Here is a 22,626-nt window from a genome sequence, read left to right as displayed (position 1 = left end):
CGCCCAGCAGGATCGCGGGCGTCGCGCCGGGCGGCGGGGCCTCCAGCCGGGCGGCAAGGCCAGCCTGCGCGAGCAGGTGGTGGCAGCAATGCGCACCAACGCCTCCCCCGCGGATCGCTATGGCGGCGATCGCGGAGGAGGGCGCGTCTGGAGCAGGCGCGGGTGCAGGGGACGGTTCGGCGGCCCCGGATGCAATGCGGCCTGCTATCGTCACGGCAGGTGGAGAAGGCCCGCCATGGTGATGTCGTTGCGCAGTTCCCAGTCGGTCAGCGGCTTCATCGTCTTGGCGTCGTAGACGGCCACGTCGTAGCCCGCGCCGTAGATGTAGAGCTTCTGCCCGTCGGCCGACATGGCGAAGTAGAACCGGCGGCGGCATTCGAACGGCACGGTGCCGACCGAATGGTTGGTGGTGAGATCGAAGTGCCAGAATTCGCAGCGCTGGTTGCCCAGGTTGCTGCTGACCGCCACGGTATAGCCATCCTTGCCATCGGGCGTGACCTGAAGCCCGTGCAACTGGTCGGGCGCGGGACCGATCGGATCGAAGGTATAGGTCCGCTTCGAGAGGTCGAAGCGCGCGATGCCGAACACCTTGTTGTTGGTGTAGGGGTTTTGGGCCGTGAACAGCGAAACGTACTTGCCCGGATCATCGAGCAGCGAAAGCGTGCTGTCGAAGCTCGCGTCCTGAACGTTGCCGGTGTCGGGCTTGGCAAGGTCGATGCGATCGACGACCTTGAGCGTCTTGGCGTCGATCACCAGGACTTTCTCGCCAAACTGGTAGAGTGTCTTGCCGTCGGGCGAGATCGCCATGCTCGCCGACCACACGGGTGCCTTGTCCTTGGGATCGAGGTCCACGGCCTTGGCGATCTCGTGCGTCTTGAGGTCGATCATCAGGTACTGCGGCTTGTTGACGCGGTACATGTCGACTTCCTTGTCGAAGCGCTGGGCGATCGCGTAGAAGTAGCGCCCCGTGGGATCGGGCACGCCGCCCTTCATGCGGTAGCGCTGCGTGGGCGTGTTGAGGCTGAAGGAGATCAGTACCTTGTGCGTCGCCGCATCGAGCACTTCGATACCCGAGGTGGTCAGCGTGGTGACGTAGATCTTCTTGTGATCGGTCGAAAGCTGGATGTTGTCGGGAAGTCCGGTGTCCAGCTTGACCAGATCGGTGACCTTGCCCGAGGCATCGTCGATGAACTGGATCTGGTCGGGGTAGCCGCCCAGCACGATGCTGCCCGCATGGGCTGGCTGGGCAAGAGTGAGAGCGCAAAGGGCGCCGGCCATCAGGGGCCGCGCGAGACCGGTACGGAAGCTTTTCATGGTGTCAGGCTCTTCCTCGAAAGGAGTGGGCGCCCAAGGGCGCAACGGGCCGAAAAATATGGCGGCGACGCGGGCTTGGCCGGCGCGTCGCCGGTGCCATCACGGGAAGACCAGATCGAGGTTGCGCCAGTCCTTGGCGGCCGACGAACAGTTGCTGGCCCAATCCGGGGAATAGTTCACGTGGTCGGGGACCTGGACCGGCCAGAAGCACGTGACGTAGCAGTCGTAGATGTCGCGCTCGACCGGCTGGCACAGGCCTGCCGTGCCGCCGCCCGCATCGACTTCCCAGCCGGGCGAGAAGGCGAGCGTGCAGCCCATCGGGATATGCGGCTTCTGCTGCTTTTGCTGGAGGGCGACGACATCCTCCTCGGTGCTCGCATCGAGTGCGGGGGCGCCGTTGGCGGCAGGAGCGGGCGAGGCCAGATCGTCGATCTTCTGGGCCTTGCGGTTGATCGGCTTGAGATGCTTCATGACTGGCCTTTCCGCGTTGCGAAACGTTCAAGGAATTGGGGGTTCTGCGCGGCGACCGCGCCGTAGACGCGAAGGCACGTGTCGGTCCATTCGCGGATCCAGTCGCAGTAGTGAAGGTTGGCGTGGCCGGTATCGCCATAGCGCACGAAAGCTTCGTGGTGGCAGCCACCCGCGCACAGCGGGCGGGCCCAGCAGCTCTGGCATTCGTACTTGGCGCTGACGTGCCCGCGCGAGAGGAAATCCTCGCGCTTGGCGCTGTCGATGCCGGTCTCGATATTGCCCAGGGTATGGGTGTCGGCATCGGTGAAGCGGTGACAGGGCGACAGGTCGCCCGACGGGCTGACGCCCAGCAGACCAAGCCCGGCGCCGCACGGATGCGACTTGTTGACGCCCTGCATCAGTTCGGCGATCGTCTCGGAAACGTTCGAGAAGCCGTGCATGCGGTTGCTGAGCGCGTAGTCCAGCCATTCCTGCGCGAGCGCGTGGAAATCGGCGAGGACCCGGCTCATCCCATCGCCGTTGATCGCGTAATCCTGCTCGCCCGAGTTGGTGACGGGCGCAAAGCCCACTTCGTGGAAGCCCAGTTCGTCCTTGAGGTGGCGGTAGATGCGAAGGACGTCGGTGACGCCTTCGCTCAGCGTCACGCGCGCGGTGATCGCGCGGCTGCGGTGGCGGGCGATGAGCTTCTTGAGGCGCGGTTCGATCACCTCGTAGGAGCCCTTGCCGCTCTTGTAGACGCGGCGCGCGTCCTGCAGTTCGGCCGGACCATCGATGCTGACCGTGACGCCCACGTCGTTGTCGGCGAGGAACTCGATGATCGGGTCGGTGAGCAGCGTGGCGTTGGTGGTCAGGCTGTAGGTCATCGACCGGCCCTGCGCTGCCGCCGCCTCGTTGGCGTAGAGGACGACTTCGCGCAGCAGCTTGAAGTTCATCAGCGTCTCGCCGCCGAAGAAGGTGACGTGCACGTTCTCGCGCGTGCCCGACTGGGCCAGCAGGAAGTCGATCGAGCTCTTGGCCGTCTCGAGCGTCATGAACTTGGGCTTGCCCTGGGGGGTGGCGATCTTGTCGGCGCCGAACTCGTAGCAGTAGGTGCAGGCCAGGTTGCACTGGTTGGTGATGTTGAGCACCAGCGCCTGGAGCGGGAAATCGGCTGGAGGCGCGGTTGGCTGCGGATCGATCGCAGGAGCGATGCGATCCGAGACGATGCCGCGCACGAAGACGAGTTCGCGGATGAGATCCTCGGCGTCCGCGCTCGAATGGCCGTGGCCGACGAGCGCGGTGACGATGTCCTCGTGGGTCATGTCGCGTTCGCGCAGTTCGGCAAGAACCGCGCGGGCGCCTTCGTCGAGCGCGAAGATCGCACCCGCCCCGACGAGATAGACATAGTGTTGATCGGCCGCTTCGAACGGGTGCAGCTCACCGATCGAATAGCGCGCGGTACGAAAGTCCGCGACGGGGCTGGTCATGGTGTTCATTCGGAGACCTCCGGCTGGTCCCAGCGCTTGTAGGTCGGAACGGTGGTGACGAGGTACGAGCGGCCGATCAGCGGCTTGCCATCGGCGCCCTTGAGATCCTTGGCGGTCGCCACGACCCAGACTTCGCCGTAGTTGTTGCGGCCGAAGCGGCGCGCCGGGTCAGGACCTTCGACGTTGGGCGTGAACAGGCCCTTGGCCGGATCGATCGTACCGACGAACTTGACGTCGTTGTCGTAAGTGGTGGTGGTGAATTCGGCAAGCGACCAGGTCACGTCGATCGGACGGATCGCGAAGTCGTCGTCGGTGCCGCGCTTGCCGTCGGGGCCGTTCGAATAGGCATAGGCGGCGAACTGCTCGTAGCCCTTGGCGAACTTGATCCCGCCCAGGTGCGCCAGCGCCGTCTCGGGCGTGACCTTGACGTAGTCGACACTGGCGTAGACCGGCAGCGCCTTGGCGAGCACCGCGCCGCCGACCGACAGGTCGCGCAGGCCCGGCACCGCGTTGGCCGCAACATCGAGCGTGACGACCGCCTCGTTCGGGGTGGCCGAGACCACCTTGCTCACGGTCACGCCGCTGCCGAAGTCGACGTCGGTGGGGGTGAGGCTGGTGGGCAGGTTGGCGCCGTAGATGTGGACCTGCGTCCCCTTGCTGCCGATCTTGAGCGCATCGCTCGACACCGCGGCGACGGCGGGCGCGCCCGCTTCGCGGCGCAGCGTCACGTCGAAGCCGAATTCGTGGTATTCACCCCAGTACCAGCGGCCCATGGCCAGGGCCTGGTCGGGCGCGAACCACATCGTCTCGCGCAGCTTGCTGTCAAGATCGTCGGGTGCGGTGGTCTTGGCCGCGCCGTCCGAGGTGCCGCGCCAGGAGAAGCCGGTGTAGATCAGCGCCGAGCCCTTGCGGGTGTGGACCGAGCCATCCTCGAGCGAGCGCAGCACGGTCGAGGTCACGAATTCGTTCGAGCCGGGCGCCTTGGGCGCGACGGTCATCTCGCCCACGAAGCGGCCACGACCGGGCAGGTCGGCGCTCACCAGCCACTTGCCGGCCAGCTGCGGGGTCTTGATGCGCGGGCGCCAGGCGGCCCATTCGGGGGTGTGCAGCGGCGCGTTCTTGCTCAGCCATTCGAGCGCGGCGGTGGCCTGCTTGACGGGGGGCTTGCCGTCCTCGGGGGCGGAGCCGCCGTCCTCGTCGTAGCCCGAGCCGACCGGGGTGTCGTAGATGAAGTCGGCGGTCGAATAGAGCGCGCGGTGCATGTTCTGCAAGAGCGCCCATTCGCGGTGGCTGCGGCGCGAGGACATCGGCTGCGCAAAGGCGTGGCAGCTCGCGCAGGTCTCGCGCAGGGTGTCGTTGGGGACGATCGCCTCGGACTGGAGGATGCGCTTTTCGGCGAGATACATCACCGGTTTGGCTTCCTCGGGGGCAAGGCCGTGGTAGGTCGACAGGTAGGTCGTCACCGCGCGTGCTTCCTGCGGCGTGATGTCGAGCCCGTTGAGCTTGACCATGCGCTTGATCGTCTGCGCCCAGCCTTCGGGCGTGCTGCGGATCCACGAAATGCGCGACAGGTTCCCCTTGTCGTCGGCGGTGTGGCAGGTGCCGCACTTTTCGCGGGTCAGCGGATCGGTGACCGGGATGCCCGCTTCGTGCTCGACCCAGGTCGAGGCATCGGTATCAGGGGTATCCGTCTCGTCGGTCTGGGCGACGACGACCGAAGTGGTCAGGGCGCCGGCGGCGAGCAGCGCGGCCACGGGCAGGCGATGCCAGCCAAGGCGCGGGCGGGCGGTCGAGGTCATGGGCAAAGCGAGTGTTTCCTTGGTCCTGGAAGAAACAGCCTGTGAGCTTTTGTCGGCTTTGCTGCGAGCGGTTCGCGAAAAGCGCATTATTTGTTTTACCCCCCTGATTACACGAAGAATTCCACGATTCTTCGTTTGGGTTTGGGAAAACTGGACAATCATCAAGAGTTGGTCAAGGCGCTTTTTTGTGTTGCAGCATTTTTGTGCGCTGCACGATGAAATGGCGTTCCGCGCGCGGCCCGGACGCATGCCGGAAACGGCCTTTGAACGGGGGTTTTACACGGCTTCCCAGCGCACCTGGAAGGCGCGCGTCGGGCGCGTTCGCCGTGTGGTTGCGCCGGGATGCCGCGAGCCGTACGGGTGTCAGGCGGCCTGGCGGCGTTCGACCGCGCGCGCGGCGGTGGCGCTCGTGCTCGCGACGAGCCGCAGGTTCTGGCGGCGCTGGCGATAGTGCCAGGCCCAGAGCGTCAGGCAGCCCAGGGCAAGCGCCAGGGCGGCCGGGTAGAGCGGACCCTGCGGGCCGGCGAGCGTCGTCGCGCTCGACCCGATGGCGGGACCGGCGATCATCCCGGCGGTGTTCGCGCAGGACACGAAGCGAAGGGCGCCCGAGGTCCGGCACGCCCTTGCGGCAAAGCCCGAGCAGCGAATGAAGATGGCGGTGTTGCCCACGTTGAAGGCGACGATCGCGGCAATGAACAGCGTCTCGTTCGCCAGCCGGGCGCCGAGCACCGGGGTGAGCATCGCGATGCCGCAGGCCAGGGCGGTGATCCTGGGGTCGACCCGGACCCTCTCGCGCAGCACCGCCAGCGAGGTGATCGCCCCGGCGAGCGATCCCACGGCGACCGCGGTCCCCAGGACATGGGGAGGGAAGCGCGCCGCGATGGCCATCGCGCCGGTCAGCGACCAGACGATCATCGAGGCGCAGACATAGCAGAACAGGGCGCTCGCCAGCAGCGCGACCGGCGGCGTGATGCTCTCGCGAAAGCGTTGCGCGGTGCGCTCCGCCTGCTGGCCCGCACGCGCGTGGGGGCTGGCGTCAGGCGCATCGCGCTCGTCCTGAAGGCCGAGCGTACCGCGCTCCTCCTCAACACCGAGTGGGTCGCGCGCGCGCGCCAGCAGCGCGAGCGCGCCGAGCGGGGCGAGCGCGAGCAGCGCCAGCGCCAGTGCGGGACGATCCGTGCCGATCACCGGCAGGCCCAGCGCGACGAACGTCGAGAGGAGGAGTTGCAGCAGCAGCACGAGCGCGAAGGACGCAGTGGGGCTGTGGCGGGCGGCGTGGGTCATGGCCTGGGTGTAGAGCACGCCCATCGCCAGTCCGAACAGCGCGCGCACCGCCAGCAGCGCGGCGAAGCTGGCGGTCCACGCGGTGGCGGCCGCGGCGCCGAGCGCGAGGAGCGCGCACAGGGTGCACAGGCGGGCCGCAGCGCGCGGTGCGAGGCGTGATCCGGCGACGAGATTGGTGAGCGAACCGGCCGCCAGTCCGGCCTGGGTGGCGCTCACGATCCAGCCGTGCAGGTGCGGTGAAAGCCCGTGGGCCTTGGTCAGCAGCGCGAGGAAGACCGGATCGATGCCGGGCTGCAGGATGGCCAGTGCGGCAATCACGATCGCCGGTGCGACCGCGAGAAGTCTCGAATCGTGGAACCGATCGTAAAACCGCAAGTGACCCCCCTGTATCGCTCTGCAAGGGTGCGCGGCCCTGACGCGCACCCTTTCGATTTCGATCAGGCCATCACTCTCCCGTCCCCGACCGGCGCTTGCCCACGCCAGCCTGCGACCAGGCGGTTATTCGAATTCGATTGCCTTGGTCAGTTCGGCAATCTCACCGGGTTTGAGCGACTTTGCAAGGCGTATAAAAAATTCGACACTCAGCGCGGTTACCTGCGGCATTTTCGCGCGCCAGGGCTTTTCGAAGCCAAGGAAGGGGGTCGTTCCCTCCATCGAGGAACTGATGAACAGCGCCAGGGTGTGGACCTCGTCATCGTCGAGCGCGCCGTTCAGGCGCTTGATCTGTTCGCCGATCACCTCGTGCACGTCGCTGTAGAACAGTTCGACGCGTTCGGCGATGTAGGCGCTCTGGTTGCCCAGCGACCACAGTTCGGTGAACAGGCGCGTGGTGCGCTTGGTGCAGATATCTTCAAGGCACATCACGATCACCCGGCGCAGGCGGTCCTCGTCGGAGACCTCGGCCTGGCGCACGTCGTCGTCGAGCTTGACCTGATAACCCGCCATCAGCTCGTCGAGCATGACCTTTACGAGCAATTCCTTGCGCGGGAAGTGGTAGCTCACGTTGCCCACGCGAAGCCCGCATTCAGCGCCGATGCGGCGGATCGAGAAAGCGGCGGCGCCTTCGTCGATGATCACCTTGAGCGCCGCCTTGATGATCGCATCGACGGTCTCGCTGCCGCGCGCGTAGACGCCCGGGCGCTGGTGATCGTTGTTCGCTCCTGTCTGGGGCATAGGGTCCTTTCCGGCGGTCGGCGGCATGCGGTTGCGCTTTCGACAATTGCGGAGTGCGTCCGCGTTGTTGCGCAGTCGCTCTCCCTTGGTGTTGCTTTATTTCGCGCGCCCTAGCTCTCTTTTTGCGAACGGTAAACCGTTGAACGGGGCTGGTGCGACGAGCGGAGTGGCGCGCGGTCGGGTGGGGGATGGGCGCGGGCCGGAGGGGTGTCCGGCCCGCGTTGGAGTGGCGCGCAAGCGGTGCGAGAGCGGCGTGGTCAGGCCGGGCGCAAGGCCGGCGTGCGCGCGGCGTGGCCGGGATAGAGCGCTTCGATCGGGCCGAGCGCGTCGCGCAAGGGGCCCAGCCATTGCGCGTAGTTCGTCCAGGCCTCAATCCCGTCGCGAAAGATCGGCTGGCGCACCTGCTCGGAACTCGCCGTGCGCACCGCGCGCCGGTTGGCGTGGAATTCGAGGCAGGCGGGCTCGAAGGGAAGGCCGAGATACGCGAGCAGCGCGCGGATCTCGCGCTCGGTATGCTCGACCATGTCCTCGTAGACCACCCGGTGCACCGCGCCCGGTGCGGCCGCGTCGAACGCGGCCATCAGCGCGGCGTAGTCGCGATAATAGCGGGCGATGTCGGTGAGGTCGTAGGAGAAGGTCTGGCCGCGCGCGAAGTGTTGCTTCCAGCCCGAAAAGCAGCACGCCATCGGGTGGCGGCGCGCATCGATGATCCGCGCGTGGGGCAGGATCATGCGGATGAGGCCGACATGCTGCCAGTTGTTGGGCATCTTGTCGAGGAACAGCGGCGCATCGCTCTTGCGGTGGACGCGCGTCTTCTCGATGTATTCCTCGCCCAGCCGCAGCCGGTCGCGCGGGGTGAGCGAGGCGGCCATCGCCGCGAAATCGGTGAATTCGCCCTCGTCGACGCGCGCCTGCAGGCGGCTGGCGATGATCATCATCTCGGGCAGTTCCATCGTGCCTTCGATCAGGCTGTGGCTGGCGAGGATCTGCTCGACCAGCGTCGAGCCCGAGCGGGGCAGGCCGACGATGAAGATCGGGTCGTGGGCAAGGCATCCCCCCGCGCCCATGCCGCTCAGGAACGCGGCGTCGAAGGTGCGTGCGGTGGCCTCTACCTCGGCGGAAAAGCTGTCCGGGTCGTGCGGGACGAGCGCGCGGCGCAGGCGGTTCCCTTCGCGGTAGTGGTCGAATGAGGCGGCGTACTCACGCGCATCCTCGAGCGCCTTGCCGAGCGCGAAGTGGAGGTGGAAGCGGTCTTCCGCATGCGCGTCGGGCGCGTCGGGTACGCCGGGCGTGTCGGCGATCGAGGCGAGCGCGGCGCGCATCGCCGCGATGTCCGCGTCGACGAGGCGCGCGGTCTTGAGATTGGCGAGACTCCACCAGGCCTCACCCATCGTGGGTTGGCGGGCGACGGCCTCGCGATAGGCGGCGATCGCCTCGGTCTGCTGGCCGGTGGTCTTGAGCACGTGGCCCAGGTTCTGCCAGACCTGCGGCTGGTCGGGGCGTCTGGCGAGGATGTCGCGGTAAAGCGCCTCGGCGCGGGCATGTTCGCCCAGCTTGACCAAGACCGAGGCCAGGATCAACGCATGGCCCGGATTGTCGAGCGGCGAGCGGATGAGCACTTCGGCCTGTTCCAGCGCTTCGTCGAGCCGGTTGTTCTGGAGCAGCAGGCGGATCAGGAAATCGCGTGCGAGATCGAAGCCGGGGGCGATCTCGACCGCGCGCGCGGCGTATTCGAGCGCTTCGCTCATGGCCCCGCTGCGCCAGTGGATTTCGCCCAGCAGGCGCATCGCGGGGGCATCCTCGCCGCGCTGCTCCAGCCGGGTCTCGAGCAGCGCGCGTGCGTCCGCCAGGCGTTCCTGGTTCATCGCCAGCGCGGCCTTTACCAGTTCGGGATCGTGCGAGGAGGCGTGGACGCCCGAAAGGTCCGCGCGCCAGGCGTCGTCCGGGCGCCCCAGCTTGCGCAGTTCCCCAGCGAGCGCGAACCAGCCGGTGCTGACCGTGGGTTGCTGGCGGGTGAGGCGTTCGAGCGCGGCGATCGCCTTGGCGCTTTCCCCCAGTTCGCGCGCGGCTTGCGCCAGTTCCCAGGCCACGGCGGGCACGCGCGTCTCGCGCCGGGCGAGCGCTTCGAGCCGGGGCAGGGCGCTGGCGCTTTTGCCCAGGCGCCGCAGCGCCTGGCAGGCGAGCAGTTCGGCCGGGGCGAATCCGGGCCGGCGGCGCAGCAGCGCCTCGGCCTGCTTGAGCGCGCTGCGCGGCTGGGTGTCGAGCAGCGCGGCGATCTGCGCCAGTTCGTTCGAACCGGGACCACCCGACTGGGGCGGTGCGGCGCGCAGCAGGGGGCTCATCGGGCGCTGGGGCGGGAAACTGGGGCCGGTCATGGTCTGTATTCTGCTTCCCTTCGCGAAAGGTGGATGGCCGGGATGGTGGGGCCCGGCCCCGATCGGGGCCAGTCGGGCGGCCCGTTTGCGCGGCTTTGACTTGGGCCATGCGAACGGGCGTCCCGATCCCCGGCAATGTGCACTTGCACAGGGACGATGTGCATTTGCACAGTATCAAGATCATCATTTCGGGTCTTTGGGCAAGCCCGAAATAAACTTACAAATTTCGTGACGATAGGCGCTTGACAGAAGCGGAGTGGATGGGTTTATTCAATCTAGGACGACCGTTCGGGTTTGTGCAATAGCGAAGGCGTCCGCCCGATTCTGAATACGATGTTCTTCGTTGCCGGCAGTGTGGCAGCGAACTCGAGGGCTATCTTCGGGGCAGGAGATTTGCGTCTTGAGCAGGCCACAAAGGTCGCGAGGCGCGTTGTTCATGAGCAGGTGAAGACCCGTCGCAACGGGCGTTCTTCTTGAGGGAGAGGAGAACAGGACAAAACAGGGATCATAGGGGGCTCCATTAGATGAGTATTCGTACCCGATTGCGCCGGTGGAACGCAGTGTGTCTGCTGTCCACGTCGGCCATCGTCGTGCCGTTTGCAGCCGGCACCGCCCACGCTGAAGACGCCGCCGACGTTGCTGCCGCACCCGCGCCCGACGCCGCCGCTCCATCGGGCGGTATCGGCGAAATCGTCGTGACCGCGACGCGCAAGTCCGAGAGCGTGCAGAAGGTGCCGATCTCGATGCAGGCGCTGAGCAACGACGCGCTCGAAGTGCACCAGGTCAAGGGCCTCTCGGACATCACCGCGATGCTGCCCTCGGTCACCATCGCGGGCCTCGGGCCGGGCCGCCAGACCCCCTATTTCCGCGGTATCGTGCCCGCCGGCGGCAGCTACGCCTCGGTTGGCTACTACCTCGACGACATTCCCATCGCGGGCACCGATCTTCCCGACATCCACGTCTATGACATCGAGCGCGTCGAGGCGCTTTCGGGGCCGCAGGGCACGCTCTACGGCGCCGGGTCGCTGGCCGGGACGATCCGCTTCATCACCAACAAGCCCAAGCTCGACACGTTCGAATACGGTTACAACACCGAGATCAACAAGTACGGCGCGGGCGACGTGGGCCAGCAGTTCGAGGCCTACGTCAACGTTCCGATCGCCAGCAACCTGGCGGCGCGCGCGATGGGCTATTATCGCCACGACGGCGGTTATATCGACAACAAGGCCAACACCTCGGGCGTGCTCAACACCGGAGCCTCGAGCACGCTGCTGCTGGGCGACAACAACGACGCGACCTCCTACACGCTCGACAACAGCTCGATCGCCAAGGACAACTACAACCCGATCTACGAATATGGCGGCCGTCTCGAAGTCCTGTGGGAACCGGCGCCGGGCTGGGAAGTGCGCCCCGAGATCACCGCGCAGCGCCAGATTGCCTACGGGTACTTTGGCTACGACCCGCGCGTGGGCGATCTGGAGGTCCACGACTACGACCTCACCCGCCAGGACGACCAGTGGTACCAGGCCCAGCTTTCGATCCACGGCCACATCGGCGACTGGGATCTCGTCTCGGCGACCGGGTACTATCACCGCAAGGTTCACCTGCGCAACGACTACACCTACTACACCGTCACCTACGACAGTTTCGGCGCGGGCTACGAGAACTACCTGCAGTTCTGGAACGCCTCGAGCTGCACCGGCACCGGGTCGAGCGAAAGCTGCTCGAGCCTGATCAGCCCGCAGCAGTACTATGAAGGCCTGACCAAGGATAACCAGTTCACGCAGGAAGTGCGCCTGACGACGCCTTCGAGCTGGCCTTTCGACGTGACCATCGGCGGCTACTACCAGCACCGCAAGGAAGAGACCAACGACCAGTACGCCATCCACGGGCTGAGCAGCGTGGAAGGGTACACCGAATCGGGTGGCGGCGATGTGGCGGGCGGCCTGCTGGGCGTTCCGGCGATGTACGCGGTGGCCTACGACGATGACGGCAACGCCTATTTCGACACCAGCACGGTCATCAACGCCGACGGCAACCCCAACGGCACGATGATCCTGGGTTCGCCCGCGGTGAAGGGCGATGCCTATTACCTGAGCGAACGCAACAACGTGTGGAACGACGAGGCGATCTTCGCCGAAGGCCACTACAACATCACCCCCAAGCTCAAGCTGACGGGCGGTATCCGCGTGTTCTGGACCAGCTATCACTCGATCGGCTTCAGCGGCGTTGCCGCTTCGGCCGAAGCGGTGGGCTGCACGGTTCCCTTCCCCTCGACACGCCTGTCGTGCATCAACGCCAACGGGCGCTATTCGGAAAGCGGCGAGACGCACAAGATCGCGCTGGACTGGCAGGTCCAGCCCGACAAGATGATCTACGCCACGTACTCCACCGGCTTCCGTCCGGGCGGCTACAACCGCTCGCTGCGTGTGAGCGGGGTGGGTACGGTGACCGTGCAGCCTTACGAATCGGAAACGCTGTCGAACTACGAAATCGGCATCAAGACGATCTGGTCCAACATCTTCCGCTTCAACGCGGCGATGTACTACGAAACCTGGGACAACATGCAGTACAGTGTGGTCGTCGCGGGGACGCAGGGCGCGGGCATGACCGGCAACGCGGGCAAGGCCGTGGTCAAGGGCATCGAATACGACGCCGAACTCAAGCTGGGCAAGGTGACCTTCACCTCCTCGGGCGCGTTCAACGACGGCAAGCTGAAGGGCAACTTCTGCAACTTCGCGCTCGACGAAACGACGATGTCGATCTCGCAGCTCTCGTCCTGTTCGGCAGGAACCTATGTCGATGGCAACGTGTCGACCCCCTCGGTCGCCGCTGCCGACGGTACGCGATTGCCGCGCCAGCCGCGCTTCAAGGGAACCACTTCGGTTCGCTACGATACGCAAGTGGGGGACATGGACGGCTACCTGATGGGTTCGGCCAACTACCAGACCAGCGCAACGCAGGATCTCAACACCGACTACAACGAACTGCTCGGCACCACGCCCGGCTTTACCTCGTTCGATTTCTCTGCGGGGCTCAAGAAGGGCACCTGGACGCTGGATTTCTTCATCCAGAACGCGTTCGACAAGCGCGGGCAGCTGACCAAGAACACGTTCTGTTCGATCACCTTCTGCTCGAGCTCGTCGCGTACCTTCACGATCAAGCCGCGCTTCTTCGGCGTACGCTGGGGACAGGCGTTCTGAGCTAGGATATTTACGGCACCTTGAGCGGCTCCCCGTCCGGCGCAGGCTGGCCGGGGGGCCTTTTTTGCAAGGTGCACGTGCGTCGAAGGCACCTTGCCTGCGCCGGTGCGCTGGCGCATCTAGGACGGATGAGCGACATCGATTGCCCGACACCGGGCACACAGGACAAATTGCAGGGGAGTGACCATGAAGCTTGAGATCAACGGCGAGGTCCACGAGCTCGACGCCGAGCCCGACATGCCGCTGCTGTGGGCGCTGCGCGACGTATTGGGGATGACCGGCACCAAGTACGGCTGCGGCATTGCGCAGTGCGGGGCGTGCTCGGTGCTGGTGGACGGCGCGGTGACGCGCTCGTGCGTGCTTCCCGTCGGCAGCCTCGAAGGCAGCAAGGTGACCACGATCGAGGCGATGGAAGCCGATCCTGTCGGGGGCAAGGTCGTCGAAGCCTGGGTCAGGCATCAGGTTCCGCAGTGCGGTTACTGCCAGTCGGGCCAGGTCATGGCGGCGGTTTCGCTGCTCAAGAACACCGCGAAGCCGACGCAAGAGGACGTGCGCGCGGCGATGATCAACTTGTGCCGCTGCGGCACCTACAACGCGATCCACGCGGCGCTGAGCGATCTTGCTGAAAACGCGGGCAAGGAGAACGCATGATGGCCAGCCAGCACAGCGACGCGCCGCATTCGATGGCGGACGAGACTCTTTTCGCACCCGGAACCCAGCCGGTAAACCTGTCGCGCCGCCGCTTCCTGTTGGGTTCGGCGGGCGTGGCGAGCGGGGCGCTGGTGCTCGGCTTCGGCATTCCGCTGGGCGCCTCGCGCGTACAGGCCGTCGATGCGAGCGGGGGCATCGCGCTCGACGTTCCGGCCTTCCTTGAAATCCGGCCCGATAACACGGTGCGCTTCCTCAGCCCGTTCATGGAAGGCGGGCAGGGCACCTTCACCGCGATGGCCCAGCTCGTGGGCGAGGAAATGGACATGGACCCGGCGACCTTCGTGGTCGAGGCGGCGCCCGCGGGCAAGGTGTTCCAGATCATGCCCGGCGGCCGGCGCATGACCGGGGGCAGCAGCTCGGTACGCTCGAGCTACACCACGATGCGCCGTCTTGGCGCGCTTGCCCGTGCGATGCTCGTCGAGGCCGGGGCCCGCAAACTGGGCGTTCCCGCCGCGAGCCTGACCACCGAACCGGGCAAGATCGTCCACGCGGCCTCGGGCCGTTCGCTCAGCTACGGCGAGGTTGCGGGCGGCGCGCTGGACCTGCCGGTGCCCGATGGCGCGGGCATCGCGCTCAAGGACCCGGCGGTCTTTCGCTGGATCGGCAAGCCCGTCGCGCGGCTCGACATGCGCATGAAGTCGACCGGCAAGGCGGTCTATTCGATCGACTGCAAGGTCGATGGAATGCTGCAGGCGGCGGTGCAGCACGCGCCGCGCCTCGGCCTCCAGCCGGGCGCCATCCGCAACGAAGCGGCGATCAAGGCGATGACGGGCGTGCATTCGGTGCACACGCTCGAAGGTGCGGTCGCGGTGGTCGCGCCCTACTGGTGGCACGCGCGCCAGGCGGCCGATGCGCTCGAGGTCGATTGGGTCGAACCCGCCGATCCGGCATCGCTGCGCTACATGCCCGCCGATTTCGGGACCGAGGCGTTCACCAAGACGCTCGCCAGCCAGACCGGGCGCGGCGAGGAGGCCGAGAAGGCGGGCGATATCGACAGCGCCTTCGCTTCGGCCGCCAAGTCGTTCACCGCGACCTACAAGAGCCAGTACCTCCACCACGCCCAGCTCGAACCGCCCTCGACGCTGGCGCGCTTCAATACGGACGGCACGCTCGACCTGTGGTTGCCCAACCAGGTGCCCGAGATGTTCCAGGCGATCATCGCGGGCAAGGTGGGGTTGACGCCCGATCAGGTGCGCATCAACAGCCCCTTGCTCGGCGGCTTCTTCGGGCGCCACTTCCACTACAACGACGGCAATCCCTATCCCCACGCGATTGCGCTGGCCAAGGCGACGGGCAAGCCGGTCAAGGTGATCTGGAGCCGCGAGGAGGAAATGCTGCGCGATCCGCTGCGGCCGATGGCCGTGGTCCAGTTCCGCGGCGCGCTCGACGCGCAGGGCTGGCCGCTTGCGCTCGACGTGGTGAGCGCGACCGAGGGGCCAAGCGAAGGCATTGCCAACAAGCGCGGCAAGGAGCTTGACGATTCCGCGCTCGAAGGGATCACCGGCAAGGCTTACGCGATCCCCAACCGGCGCATCGCGCAGAACTTCGTCAAGAACGCGCCCACGCTCGCCTACTGGCGTTCGGTCGGCAATTCGATGAACGACTTCTTCTACGAGTGTTTCCTTGACGAAATGGCCGACCAGGGCGGCAAGGACCCCTATGCGCTGCGGCTCAAGCTGCTCGAAGGCAACGAAAGGCTGACCACACTGCTCAAGGCGGCGGTGGACCTTTCGGGCGGCTGGAAGCGCGGGCCGTACACGGCGAGCGACGGCACGCGGCGCGCGCGCGGCCTCGCCATGGCCTCGCCCTTCGGGACCGAGGCGGCGGCCGTCGCCGAAGTCTCGATCAAGGACGGCGAGGTCGTCGTCCACGAGGTGTGGGAAGCGCTCGACCCCGGTTCGATCGTCAACCCCGCGATCATCGCGGCGCAGGCCAATTCGGCCATTGCGCTGGGCCTCTCGCAAGTCCTCGTCGAGGCGGCGGAGTATGAGGACGGGATGCCCGTTGCGCGCAACTTCGATGCCTATTCGATCCTGCCGCCCGACCGCATGGCCAAGGTCAGCGTCAAGATCATCGAAAGCGGCGCCAAGATGGGCGGGATCGGCGAACCGCCGCTACCCGCGATCCCGCCCGCCGTGGTCAACGCGGTCTCGACGCTGACCGGAAAGCGCGTGCGCGCGATGCCGCTTTCGACGCAGAGCTTCGAGGCCTGATCGGATCAGGAGGAATCCGAGGGCCATCGCCCTCGGATTCCCGTACTGTCGACCTGACCTTTCTCGGCCTGTGGCGGCCGAGAAAGGTGAGGTCTGCAGTAATGGGCGCAAGTGGTATTAACCCCTTGAATCGGCTTCTTCTTTTGTCATATCCCCGTTGCCCCGGGGCGGCGTTCCCCAAGTTTTCGGACATCGCCCGACAAGTCAGCGCTCGGCTTGCGCTCTAGTCTGGACGGCAACGCACACACGCGCAGGAGCAAGGATTTCCTCATGGCCACCGACCCGTCCGCCTCGCTCGAGGCCATTCCCCCCGTCACCACCGCGGCCGCCTGGCGCGGCGACGAGCTGGCGAAGAGCGATGCGTGGATCTACCGGTTGAGCGAAGAGCAGGTCTTCGAGCTGGAGGCGTTGGGCAAGCGGTTCCTCGATGAAAACCCGGACCTGCGCACGGTCCAGGCCGAGGATTATCCGCTCGTCGCCTGCGCCGATGCGGTGAAGGAATGGGGCGCGGACGTCGACTACGGGCGCGGTTTCGTACTCGTGCGGGGCCTGCGCACCTATCTTTACTCGGACCCGCTTTCCTCTGCGATCTATTACATCCTGGGCCTGCATATGGGCGATCCGATCCGCCAGAACGAGATGGGGGACCTGCTCGATCACGTCTACGCGACCTCGGACAAGATGATGGATGATCCCACCGCGCTGTCCTCCAAAGTGCGCGACAAGCTGGTCTATCATTCGGACAGTTCGGACATCGTGGCGCTGATGTGCCTGCGGCCCGCCAAGGAGGGGGGCGCCTCGTGCCTCGTCTCGGGGGCTGAGATCTACAACGAGATTCTCAAGCGTCGTCCCGATCTGGCGCCCTTGCTGCTCGAACCGTTCCACTGGGACTGGCGCAAGCAGGACCACAGCGCGCCCGCCGACACGTATACCTCGCCCATCGTCAGCCTCGTCGACGGGGTCTTCTCGATGTACGCGGGCTCGCTCTACATCCTCACCGCGCAGGACTATGAAGGCGTGCCGCGCCTGACGCCCGAGCAGATCGAGGTGCTCGAACTCTTCGACACGATCACCTACGAAGAGGGCATGGCGATCGAGATGGATTTCCGCCCCGGCGATATCCAGTGGCTGTCGAACTACGCCGCGTTGCACGCCCGCACGACCTTCTGGGACTATCCTGAACCCCAGCGCAAGCGCCACCTGCTGCGCCTCTGGCTGAGCCGCGATGCCGGCCGTCCGGTGGTCGACGGGTTCGGCAAGAACGGCGTGGTCCAGGTCCGCTCGGCCCCGCGCGACGGCGCGCCCGAGCATCCCGAGGCGCATTTCGACATCTACGGCATGTCGGTGCCCCGCCTCATCAGCTGATCGGGGCGCTAGCCCGGTTTGACCGAGTGTGATTCAGGAAGAGGCGCTGTCCGAAAGGGGAGCGCCTCTTGCCATGGCGATTACCGCGTCGGCCAGCCGCACGTCGGCAAAGTTGAGCCGCAGGTTGAGCAGCGCCGCGCTGTGTTCGGCATCGCTGACCGCCGAACAGGCATCGGCGACGACGATCACCTTGAACCCACGCATGTTGGCTTCACGCGCGGTGCTTTCGACGCAGACGTTGGTGAGCGTGCCGGTGAGCACCAGCGTGTCGACCCCGCGCCGCTCCAGTTCGTGGGCGAGCGCACCGGCCGGGCAGGAAAAGGCGCCGTAGCGGTACTTGTTGAGCAGCGGTTCGCCGCAGCGCCAGTTCATCGCCGGGTCGAGCGCGTGGGTCGGCGCGCCGGGCGCGAGCGCGGCGATCGCGCGCGCGGTGACCGGGTCCGAACGGTCGTACTGCCAGGCGGGCATGGCGAGCGGGGGAGCCTCGCTCACGCTCTGGCGTGTCCACAGCACCGGCATCGCGGCGCGCCGGAAGGCCGCGCACAGCGCGTTGATCGCCGGGATCGTCGCGCGCGAACTGGCCTTGCCGTAAACCTCGCCTTCGCCCACGAAAGCGCGCTGCATGTCGATCACGACGAGCGCGCTTGTCGCGGGATCGAGCGTGGCGAAGGTGTTGAACGCGCGTCCGCGCTCCACCGCCCAGTCGGGCAGGTCGAAGGGGTGGGTCATGCCTCCTCGAAAGCGATCGAGCGCGACAGCGTTTCCCACTGCTCCATCTGGCGGGCCAGCAGGGCCTGCTGGTCGGCCGCGTAGTGCAGCGCGTCTTCGCCCAGCAAGAGGTGCAGCGGCGGTTCGGGCGCGTCGAGCGCGGTGAGGATGGCCTTGGCGGCGCGGACCGGATCGCCGCTCTCACGCCCGGCGTTCTGGGTCAGGCTGCGCCGCGCGAAATGGGCGCCGTCCTCGTAATCGGCAATGACGCGCGCGGCCACGGCAAGGCCGCTGGCGGCAAAGCCGGTGCGCATGCCGCCCGGCGCGACGTTGGTCACGCGAAGGCCGAGCGGCGCCACTTCTTGCGCCAGCGTCTGGCCGATGCATTCGAGCGCGTACTTGCTCGCCCCGTAAATCCCCGTGCCCGCCCAGGGGGCAAGCCCGCTGACCGAGGTGACGTTGACGATGTGCCCGGCGGCGCGTGCGCGCATCGCGGGCAGCACCGCGCGGATCATGCGCAGCGCGCCGAACAGGTTGATCTCGAACAGCGCGTGCGCTTCTTCGAGCGAGACTTCCTCGATCGCCCCGACAAGGCCGTAGCCTGCGTTGTTGACCAGCCGGTCGATCCCGCCGGTCAGGATTTCGGCGCGCGCGACCGCGTCGGCAACCGAGGCTTCGTCGCGCAGGTCCACGCCCAGCACGTGCGCGCGCTCCGGCGCCAGCGCGCGAAAGTCCGCGTCATCGGCGTTGCGGCTGAGGCCGACGACCCGGTCGCCCCGTGCCAGCGCGGCCTCGGCCAGCGCCCGGCCAAGCCCCGTACCCACTCCCGTTATCAACCAGTTCGTCATGTCCGATCCCCAAATGATGGCCTATATTGGCGGCTGCGAGAGTGTCCTGCGAGCGGTTTGTCCTCTTGGCGCTGGCGCCCGCAAATCTTGAGGATGGGCGCACCGGGCTTTCCCGCGCTTGACCCGGCCGGTGTGGTCATGCTGCACCCGGTCAGGACATTGGCCGCGAACCGTTTTGGGCTTTGCGAAATTTTTGGATGGGGCGCGCACTTGGCTGTTCACATCGTCGGATCGATTAACATTGACATCATTACCTCGCTCCAGCGCCTGCCGCTTCCGGGCGAGACCGTGCTGGCCGACGCGACGGCGCGGCTGCCGGGCGGCAAGGGCGCCAACCAGGGAGTGGCGGCGGCGCGCATGGGCGCGGCGGTGCGCTTCACCGGCGCTGTGGGGGAGGACGATTCGGGCGCCTGGATGCGCCAGCGGCTCGCTCGCGAAGGGATCGACATCGAAGGCATCCGCACGCTCCCCGGCGAGCCGACCGGGACCGCCTATATCGCGGTCGACGCGCAGGGCGAGAACCAGATCATCGTCGTCTCGGGCGCCAACGCGCGGTTGACCGGGTGCGAGCCCGTGGCCGATGGCGTCCTGCTTTCGCAGCTCGAAGTGCCGATCCCGACGCTGACCGGCCTGTTCGCCAAGTCGCGCGCGCTGCGCATCCTCAACACCGCGCCCGCGCTGATCGAGGCGAGGGCGTTGTTCGTGCATGTCGACATTCTCGTGCTCAACCGGCCCGAGCTCGACATCTACGCGCCCGATGGGGGGGACAGTGGCGGGGAAAACGAATACGAGGCCCTGGCGCGGCGCACGCGCGCGCTGTTCTGCCGCGAGGATCAGGCCGCGATCGTGACACTGGGCGCGGCGGGCGCGCTGGTGGTGCGGCCCGAGCGTTTCGTCCACGTCGCCTCGGTCCCGGTGCGCCCGGTCGACACGGTGGGGGCGGGGGACTGCTTCTGCGGCGCTCTGGCCGCCCTGCTCGACGAGGGGCGCAGCATCGAGGCGGCGGTGCCGTTCGCCTGCGCGGCGGCGGCGCTTTCCACGCTTTCGCACGGGGCAGCACCGTCGATGCCGACCCGCGCGGCGGTAGCCGATCTGTTGTGCGAACCGGCAACAGAACATGCGCTGCCAATCAAGAACCGGCCCGCCGCTCTTTTACCGTAAGGCGGGATGGAAAAATCGAGGTGATGGGGAAATCTGATGTCTGTACTTGAACCCACCCCGTTCGGGGTCCCGTCCGATACCGGCGGCAAGGATTTGGGAATCTTCCTGCCGATCGCGAACGGTGGCTGGATTCTCTCGAAGAACAAGCCCGAGATCGACGGTTCGTACGATTATTGCCGCCAGTGCGGCGTGCTGGCCGAGGAGGCCGGGTTCGACTTCATCATGGCGATGGCCAAGTACCGCGGTTACGGCGGTGAGACGCACCACTGGGACAGCTCGCTCGATTCGGTACTGACCATCGCGGCCCTCGCCGAAGCGACGAGCCGGGTGAAAACCTGGGGCACCGTCCATACGCTGCTGCAAAATCCGGGTGTGGTCGCCAAGATGATTGCGACGATCGATCAGATTTCGGGCGGGCGCGCCGGGCTCAACGTGGTGACCGGCTCCTACAAGGGCGAATTTTCGCAGATGGGGGCCTGGCCCGAAGGGGTCGACCACGACGCGCGCTACGATCTGGCGAAGGAGTGGGTCACCGCGATCAAGCGCCTGTGGAGCGAGGATTCGGTGACCATGGACGGTCAGTACGTCACGCTTGAGGATTGCCAGTCCTGGCCCAAGCCGCAAAAGCGCCCGTTCCTCGTCTGCGCGGGGTCTTCGAAGAAGGGGATGCGCTTTACCTCGGAGGAAATGGACGCGATCTTCCTGTCGGGCGGCGACAACGCGCAGCTCGCCAGGGCCAACGCCGAGGCCAAGGCGGATGCGGCGAGCATCGGGCGTTTCGTGCGCACCTATTCGATGATGACCATCGTTCTGGGCGAGACCGACGAAGAGGCCGAGGCCAAGGCGAAACTCTACGCCGAGGGGTTCGACGAAGGCGCGCTCGAGGGCATGATGCGCGCTTACGGTTTCCTCGATAGCGAGATCGGCAAGGAGAACGATTTTACCCGCAAGGCGCGCTCGAGCTTCATGTCGGCGCACATCGCGGGCTCGTCCGAAACCGTCGCGGCCCGGCTTTCGGCCCTGTTCGAGGAGGCGGGGACCGATGGCCTGATGCTGATCTTCGACGATTACATCACCGGCATTCCCAAGTTCGGCAAGGAAGTCCTGCCGATCCTGCGCGAGCGCTTTCCCGGCAAGCTCGCGGTTCCCTCGCATGGTTGAGGTTGCCGCGCTGCCGCACGTCGGGGCCGCCGATCTGGCGGGCATGATCGATCCTTCGAAGACGGCGCTCGTCGTCGTCGACATTCAGGTCGATTTCGCGTCGCGCGAGGGGCTTGCGGGCACGTTCTGCGAGGACCTTGCGGGCGTGGAGGCGGCGATCGACCGGATCGAGGAGCTGATCGCCACCGCGCGCGGCGCGGGCGTTACGATTGCCTTCATGCGCGTGGTGACGCGGCCCGAAACCGACAGTGCGGCGCTCAAGACCCTGATGGTCCGGCGCGGTATGCCCGGCGGCGAGGCGATCTGCCGCGTGGAAGGCGGCGGGGCGGACTACTACCGCGTCGCGCCCCAGCCGGGCGATATCGAGATCGAGAAGCTCCTGTTCGACAGCTTTCACGGTACCGACTTCGACGCGCAGTTGCGCGCGCGCGAGATCGATACCGTGCTGATGGCCGGGATCACCACCGAATGCTGCGTCGACAGCACGGCGCGCACGGCCTTTCACAACGGCTACAACGTGTTCCTCGTGTCCGATGCCTGCGCGGCTTACGACGATGCGATGCACGCCGGAACGCTTCAGGTGCTCTCGCAAAACCTGGCCCTGCTCACCACCAGCGCGGCGGTGCGCGCGGCGCTCGGCTGAGCGGGGCGGGCGGGCCGTGACCTCCCTTGCCCCCGCTCTCCCCGTTCTTCTCCCGCTTGCAAGAGGCGCCCAGCCATGACCCACAATGTTGCTTCGAGGACTGCGCCGCGCGCCAGTAAGGGCGGTGCCCTGTTTGCCTGTACGCTGGGCAATTCGGTCAGCGTAACGCCTGCGGTCCACGCTGTCTTCGGGTTGTTCCTGGTGCCGCTTTCGCAAGGGTTCGGCTGGTCGCGGGCGAGCGTTTCGGGCGTGCTCGGCGTGCTCGCGCTGGTCGGCGCGATCAGCTATCCGATCATCGGGCGCCACGTCGATCGCCACGGCGCGCGGCGTACCCTGCTGATCGGCGTGCTCGGCCTTGCCGCCTCGATCGGGGCGCTCGCGCTGACCAGCGGCAGCCTTGTCCAGTTCTACCTGACCTTCACCGTGCTTTCGCTGTTCGGGGCCATGGCGGGGACGCCGATCTTCCAGAAGGTGGTGGCGGACTGGTTCGATGAAAATCCGGGCACCGCGCTTGGCGTCAGCGCGGGCGGGGGCTGTGGCATCGGCTCGGTCATCATGCCAGTGCTGGCCGCGCTTCTCGTCGGCCAGTGGGGCTGGCGTGCAGGCTATCTGGGCATCGCGGGCTTTGTCCTGCTGGTGGCCTTTCCACTGCTTCTCGTGTTCCTGCACGACCGCAGCGGCGCGCCGAGCGCGGGCGGCGCGCCGCAACCCGCGCGCGAGGGGCTGACGCT

General features: G+C 66.6%; 17 protein-coding genes and 1 pseudogene. 8 read left to right on the top strand and 10 right to left on the bottom strand.

Annotation, left to right across the window (positions count from 1 at the left end; all coding sequences use genetic code 11):
* From MTR62_RS14035 to MTR62_RS14000, 8 genes and pseudogenes are all read right to left on the bottom strand, one after another.
* Window positions 1-214 (bottom strand): annotated as a pseudogene (locus MTR62_RS14035) (hypothetical protein); the annotation flags it as partial.
* A complete protein-coding gene (locus tag MTR62_RS14030; RefSeq protein WP_244021941.1) occupies window positions 211-1,314 on the bottom strand; it encodes a beta-propeller fold lactonase family protein in 1,104 nt (367 codons plus the stop codon). The gene MTR62_RS14030 and the pseudogene MTR62_RS14035, both read right to left, overlap by 4 nt.
* A 99-nt stretch (window positions 1,315-1,413) precedes the next feature.
* Window positions 1,414-1,785, bottom strand: coding sequence for a quinohemoprotein amine dehydrogenase subunit gamma (qhpC, locus tag MTR62_RS14025; protein WP_244021939.1), 372 nt, complete (start codon window positions 1,783-1,785; stop codon window positions 1,414-1,416).
* On the bottom strand, window positions 1,782-3,260 hold the full coding sequence (peaB, locus tag MTR62_RS14020) for a quinohemoprotein amine dehydrogenase maturation protein (RefSeq protein WP_244021936.1): 1,479 nt from the start codon (window positions 3,258-3,260) through the stop codon (window positions 1,782-1,784). The genes qhpC and peaB overlap by 4 nt, the downstream gene beginning before the upstream one ends.
* The gene (gene peaA, locus MTR62_RS14015; protein ID WP_244021930.1) at window positions 3,257-5,050 is read right to left on the bottom strand and encodes a quinohemoprotein amine dehydrogenase subunit alpha; all 1,794 of its coding nucleotides are present in this window, start codon (window positions 5,048-5,050) and stop codon (window positions 3,257-3,259) included. Before peaA ends, peaB begins: the two co-directional genes overlap by 4 nt.
* Before the next feature lie 363 nt (window positions 5,051-5,413).
* On the bottom strand, window positions 5,414-6,709 hold the full coding sequence (locus MTR62_RS14010; protein ID WP_244021919.1) for an MFS transporter: 1,296 nt from the start codon (window positions 6,707-6,709) through the stop codon (window positions 5,414-5,416).
* A 123-nt stretch (window positions 6,710-6,832) separates the two neighbouring features.
* Complete coding sequence (locus MTR62_RS14005) at window positions 6,833-7,507, bottom strand: TetR/AcrR family transcriptional regulator (RefSeq protein WP_244021917.1); 675 nt, start codon at window positions 7,505-7,507, stop codon at window positions 6,833-6,835.
* Window positions 7,508-7,764: 257 nt separating this feature from the next.
* Window positions 7,765-9,849: a tetratricopeptide repeat-containing sulfotransferase family protein gene (locus tag MTR62_RS14000; RefSeq protein ID WP_244021943.1), complete on the bottom strand. Its 2,085-nt coding sequence runs from the start codon at window positions 9,847-9,849 to the stop codon at window positions 7,765-7,767.
* Window positions 9,850-10,406: 557 nt separating this feature from the next.
* On the opposite strand from MTR62_RS14000, the gene MTR62_RS13995 reads away from it, so the two are divergent.
* From MTR62_RS13995 to MTR62_RS13980, 4 genes are all read left to right on the top strand, one after another.
* Window positions 10,407-13,085 (top strand): TonB-dependent receptor, encoded by a 2,679-nt coding sequence (locus tag MTR62_RS13995; protein WP_244021915.1) that lies wholly within the window; start codon window positions 10,407-10,409, stop codon window positions 13,083-13,085.
* A gap of 186 nt (window positions 13,086-13,271) precedes the next feature.
* On the top strand, window positions 13,272-13,736 hold the full coding sequence (locus tag MTR62_RS13990; protein ID WP_244021913.1) for a (2Fe-2S)-binding protein: 465 nt from the start codon (window positions 13,272-13,274) through the stop codon (window positions 13,734-13,736).
* On the top strand, window positions 13,733-16,009 hold the full coding sequence (locus MTR62_RS13985) for a xanthine dehydrogenase family protein molybdopterin-binding subunit (RefSeq protein ID WP_244021912.1): 2,277 nt from the start codon (window positions 13,733-13,735) through the stop codon (window positions 16,007-16,009). The genes MTR62_RS13990 and MTR62_RS13985 overlap by 4 nt, the downstream gene beginning before the upstream one ends.
* Window positions 16,010-16,279: 270 nt before the next feature.
* Complete coding sequence (locus tag MTR62_RS13980; protein WP_244021908.1) at window positions 16,280-17,374, top strand: TauD/TfdA family dioxygenase; 1,095 nt, start codon at window positions 16,280-16,282, stop codon at window positions 17,372-17,374.
* A gap of 33 nt (window positions 17,375-17,407) precedes the next feature.
* Here the strand turns inward: MTR62_RS13980 and MTR62_RS13975 are convergent, their stop codons facing one another.
* Window positions 17,408-18,103, bottom strand: a complete 696-nt coding sequence (locus tag MTR62_RS13975) for a cysteine hydrolase family protein (RefSeq protein WP_244021907.1) — start codon at window positions 18,101-18,103, stop codon at window positions 17,408-17,410.
* The gene (locus MTR62_RS13970) at window positions 18,100-18,930 is read right to left on the bottom strand and encodes an oxidoreductase (protein WP_244021906.1); all 831 of its coding nucleotides are present in this window, start codon (window positions 18,928-18,930) and stop codon (window positions 18,100-18,102) included. Before MTR62_RS13970 ends, MTR62_RS13975 begins: the two co-directional genes overlap by 4 nt.
* Before the next feature lie 210 nt (window positions 18,931-19,140).
* On the opposite strand from MTR62_RS13970, the gene MTR62_RS13965 reads away from it, so the two are divergent.
* The 4 genes from MTR62_RS13965 to MTR62_RS13950 form a co-directional block, all read left to right on the top strand.
* Window positions 19,141-20,091 carry a ribokinase gene (locus MTR62_RS13965; RefSeq protein ID WP_244021904.1) on the top strand — a complete coding sequence of 317 codons (951 nt, stop codon included), beginning with the start codon at window positions 19,141-19,143 and terminating at the stop codon, window positions 20,089-20,091.
* 36 nt (window positions 20,092-20,127) lie between these two features.
* Entirely contained in the window at window positions 20,128-21,252 is a 1,125-nt protein-coding gene (locus tag MTR62_RS13960; protein ID WP_244021903.1) for an LLM class flavin-dependent oxidoreductase, read from the top strand.
* A complete protein-coding gene (locus MTR62_RS13955; protein ID WP_244021902.1) occupies window positions 21,245-21,895 on the top strand; it encodes a cysteine hydrolase family protein in 651 nt (216 codons plus the stop codon). Before MTR62_RS13960 ends, MTR62_RS13955 begins: the two co-directional genes overlap by 8 nt.
* A gap of 75 nt (window positions 21,896-21,970) precedes the next feature.
* On the top strand, window positions 21,971-22,626 hold a 656-nt coding region (locus MTR62_RS13950), incomplete at its 3' end, for an MFS transporter (protein WP_244021901.1).

The organism is Novosphingobium organovorum, assembly GCF_022832435.1.
GTDB lineage: Bacteria > Pseudomonadota > Alphaproteobacteria > Sphingomonadales > Sphingomonadaceae > Novosphingobium > Novosphingobium organovorum.
Note: the sequence above shows the minus strand (reverse complement) of the source record. Positions and strands in the feature narration are given on the sequence as shown.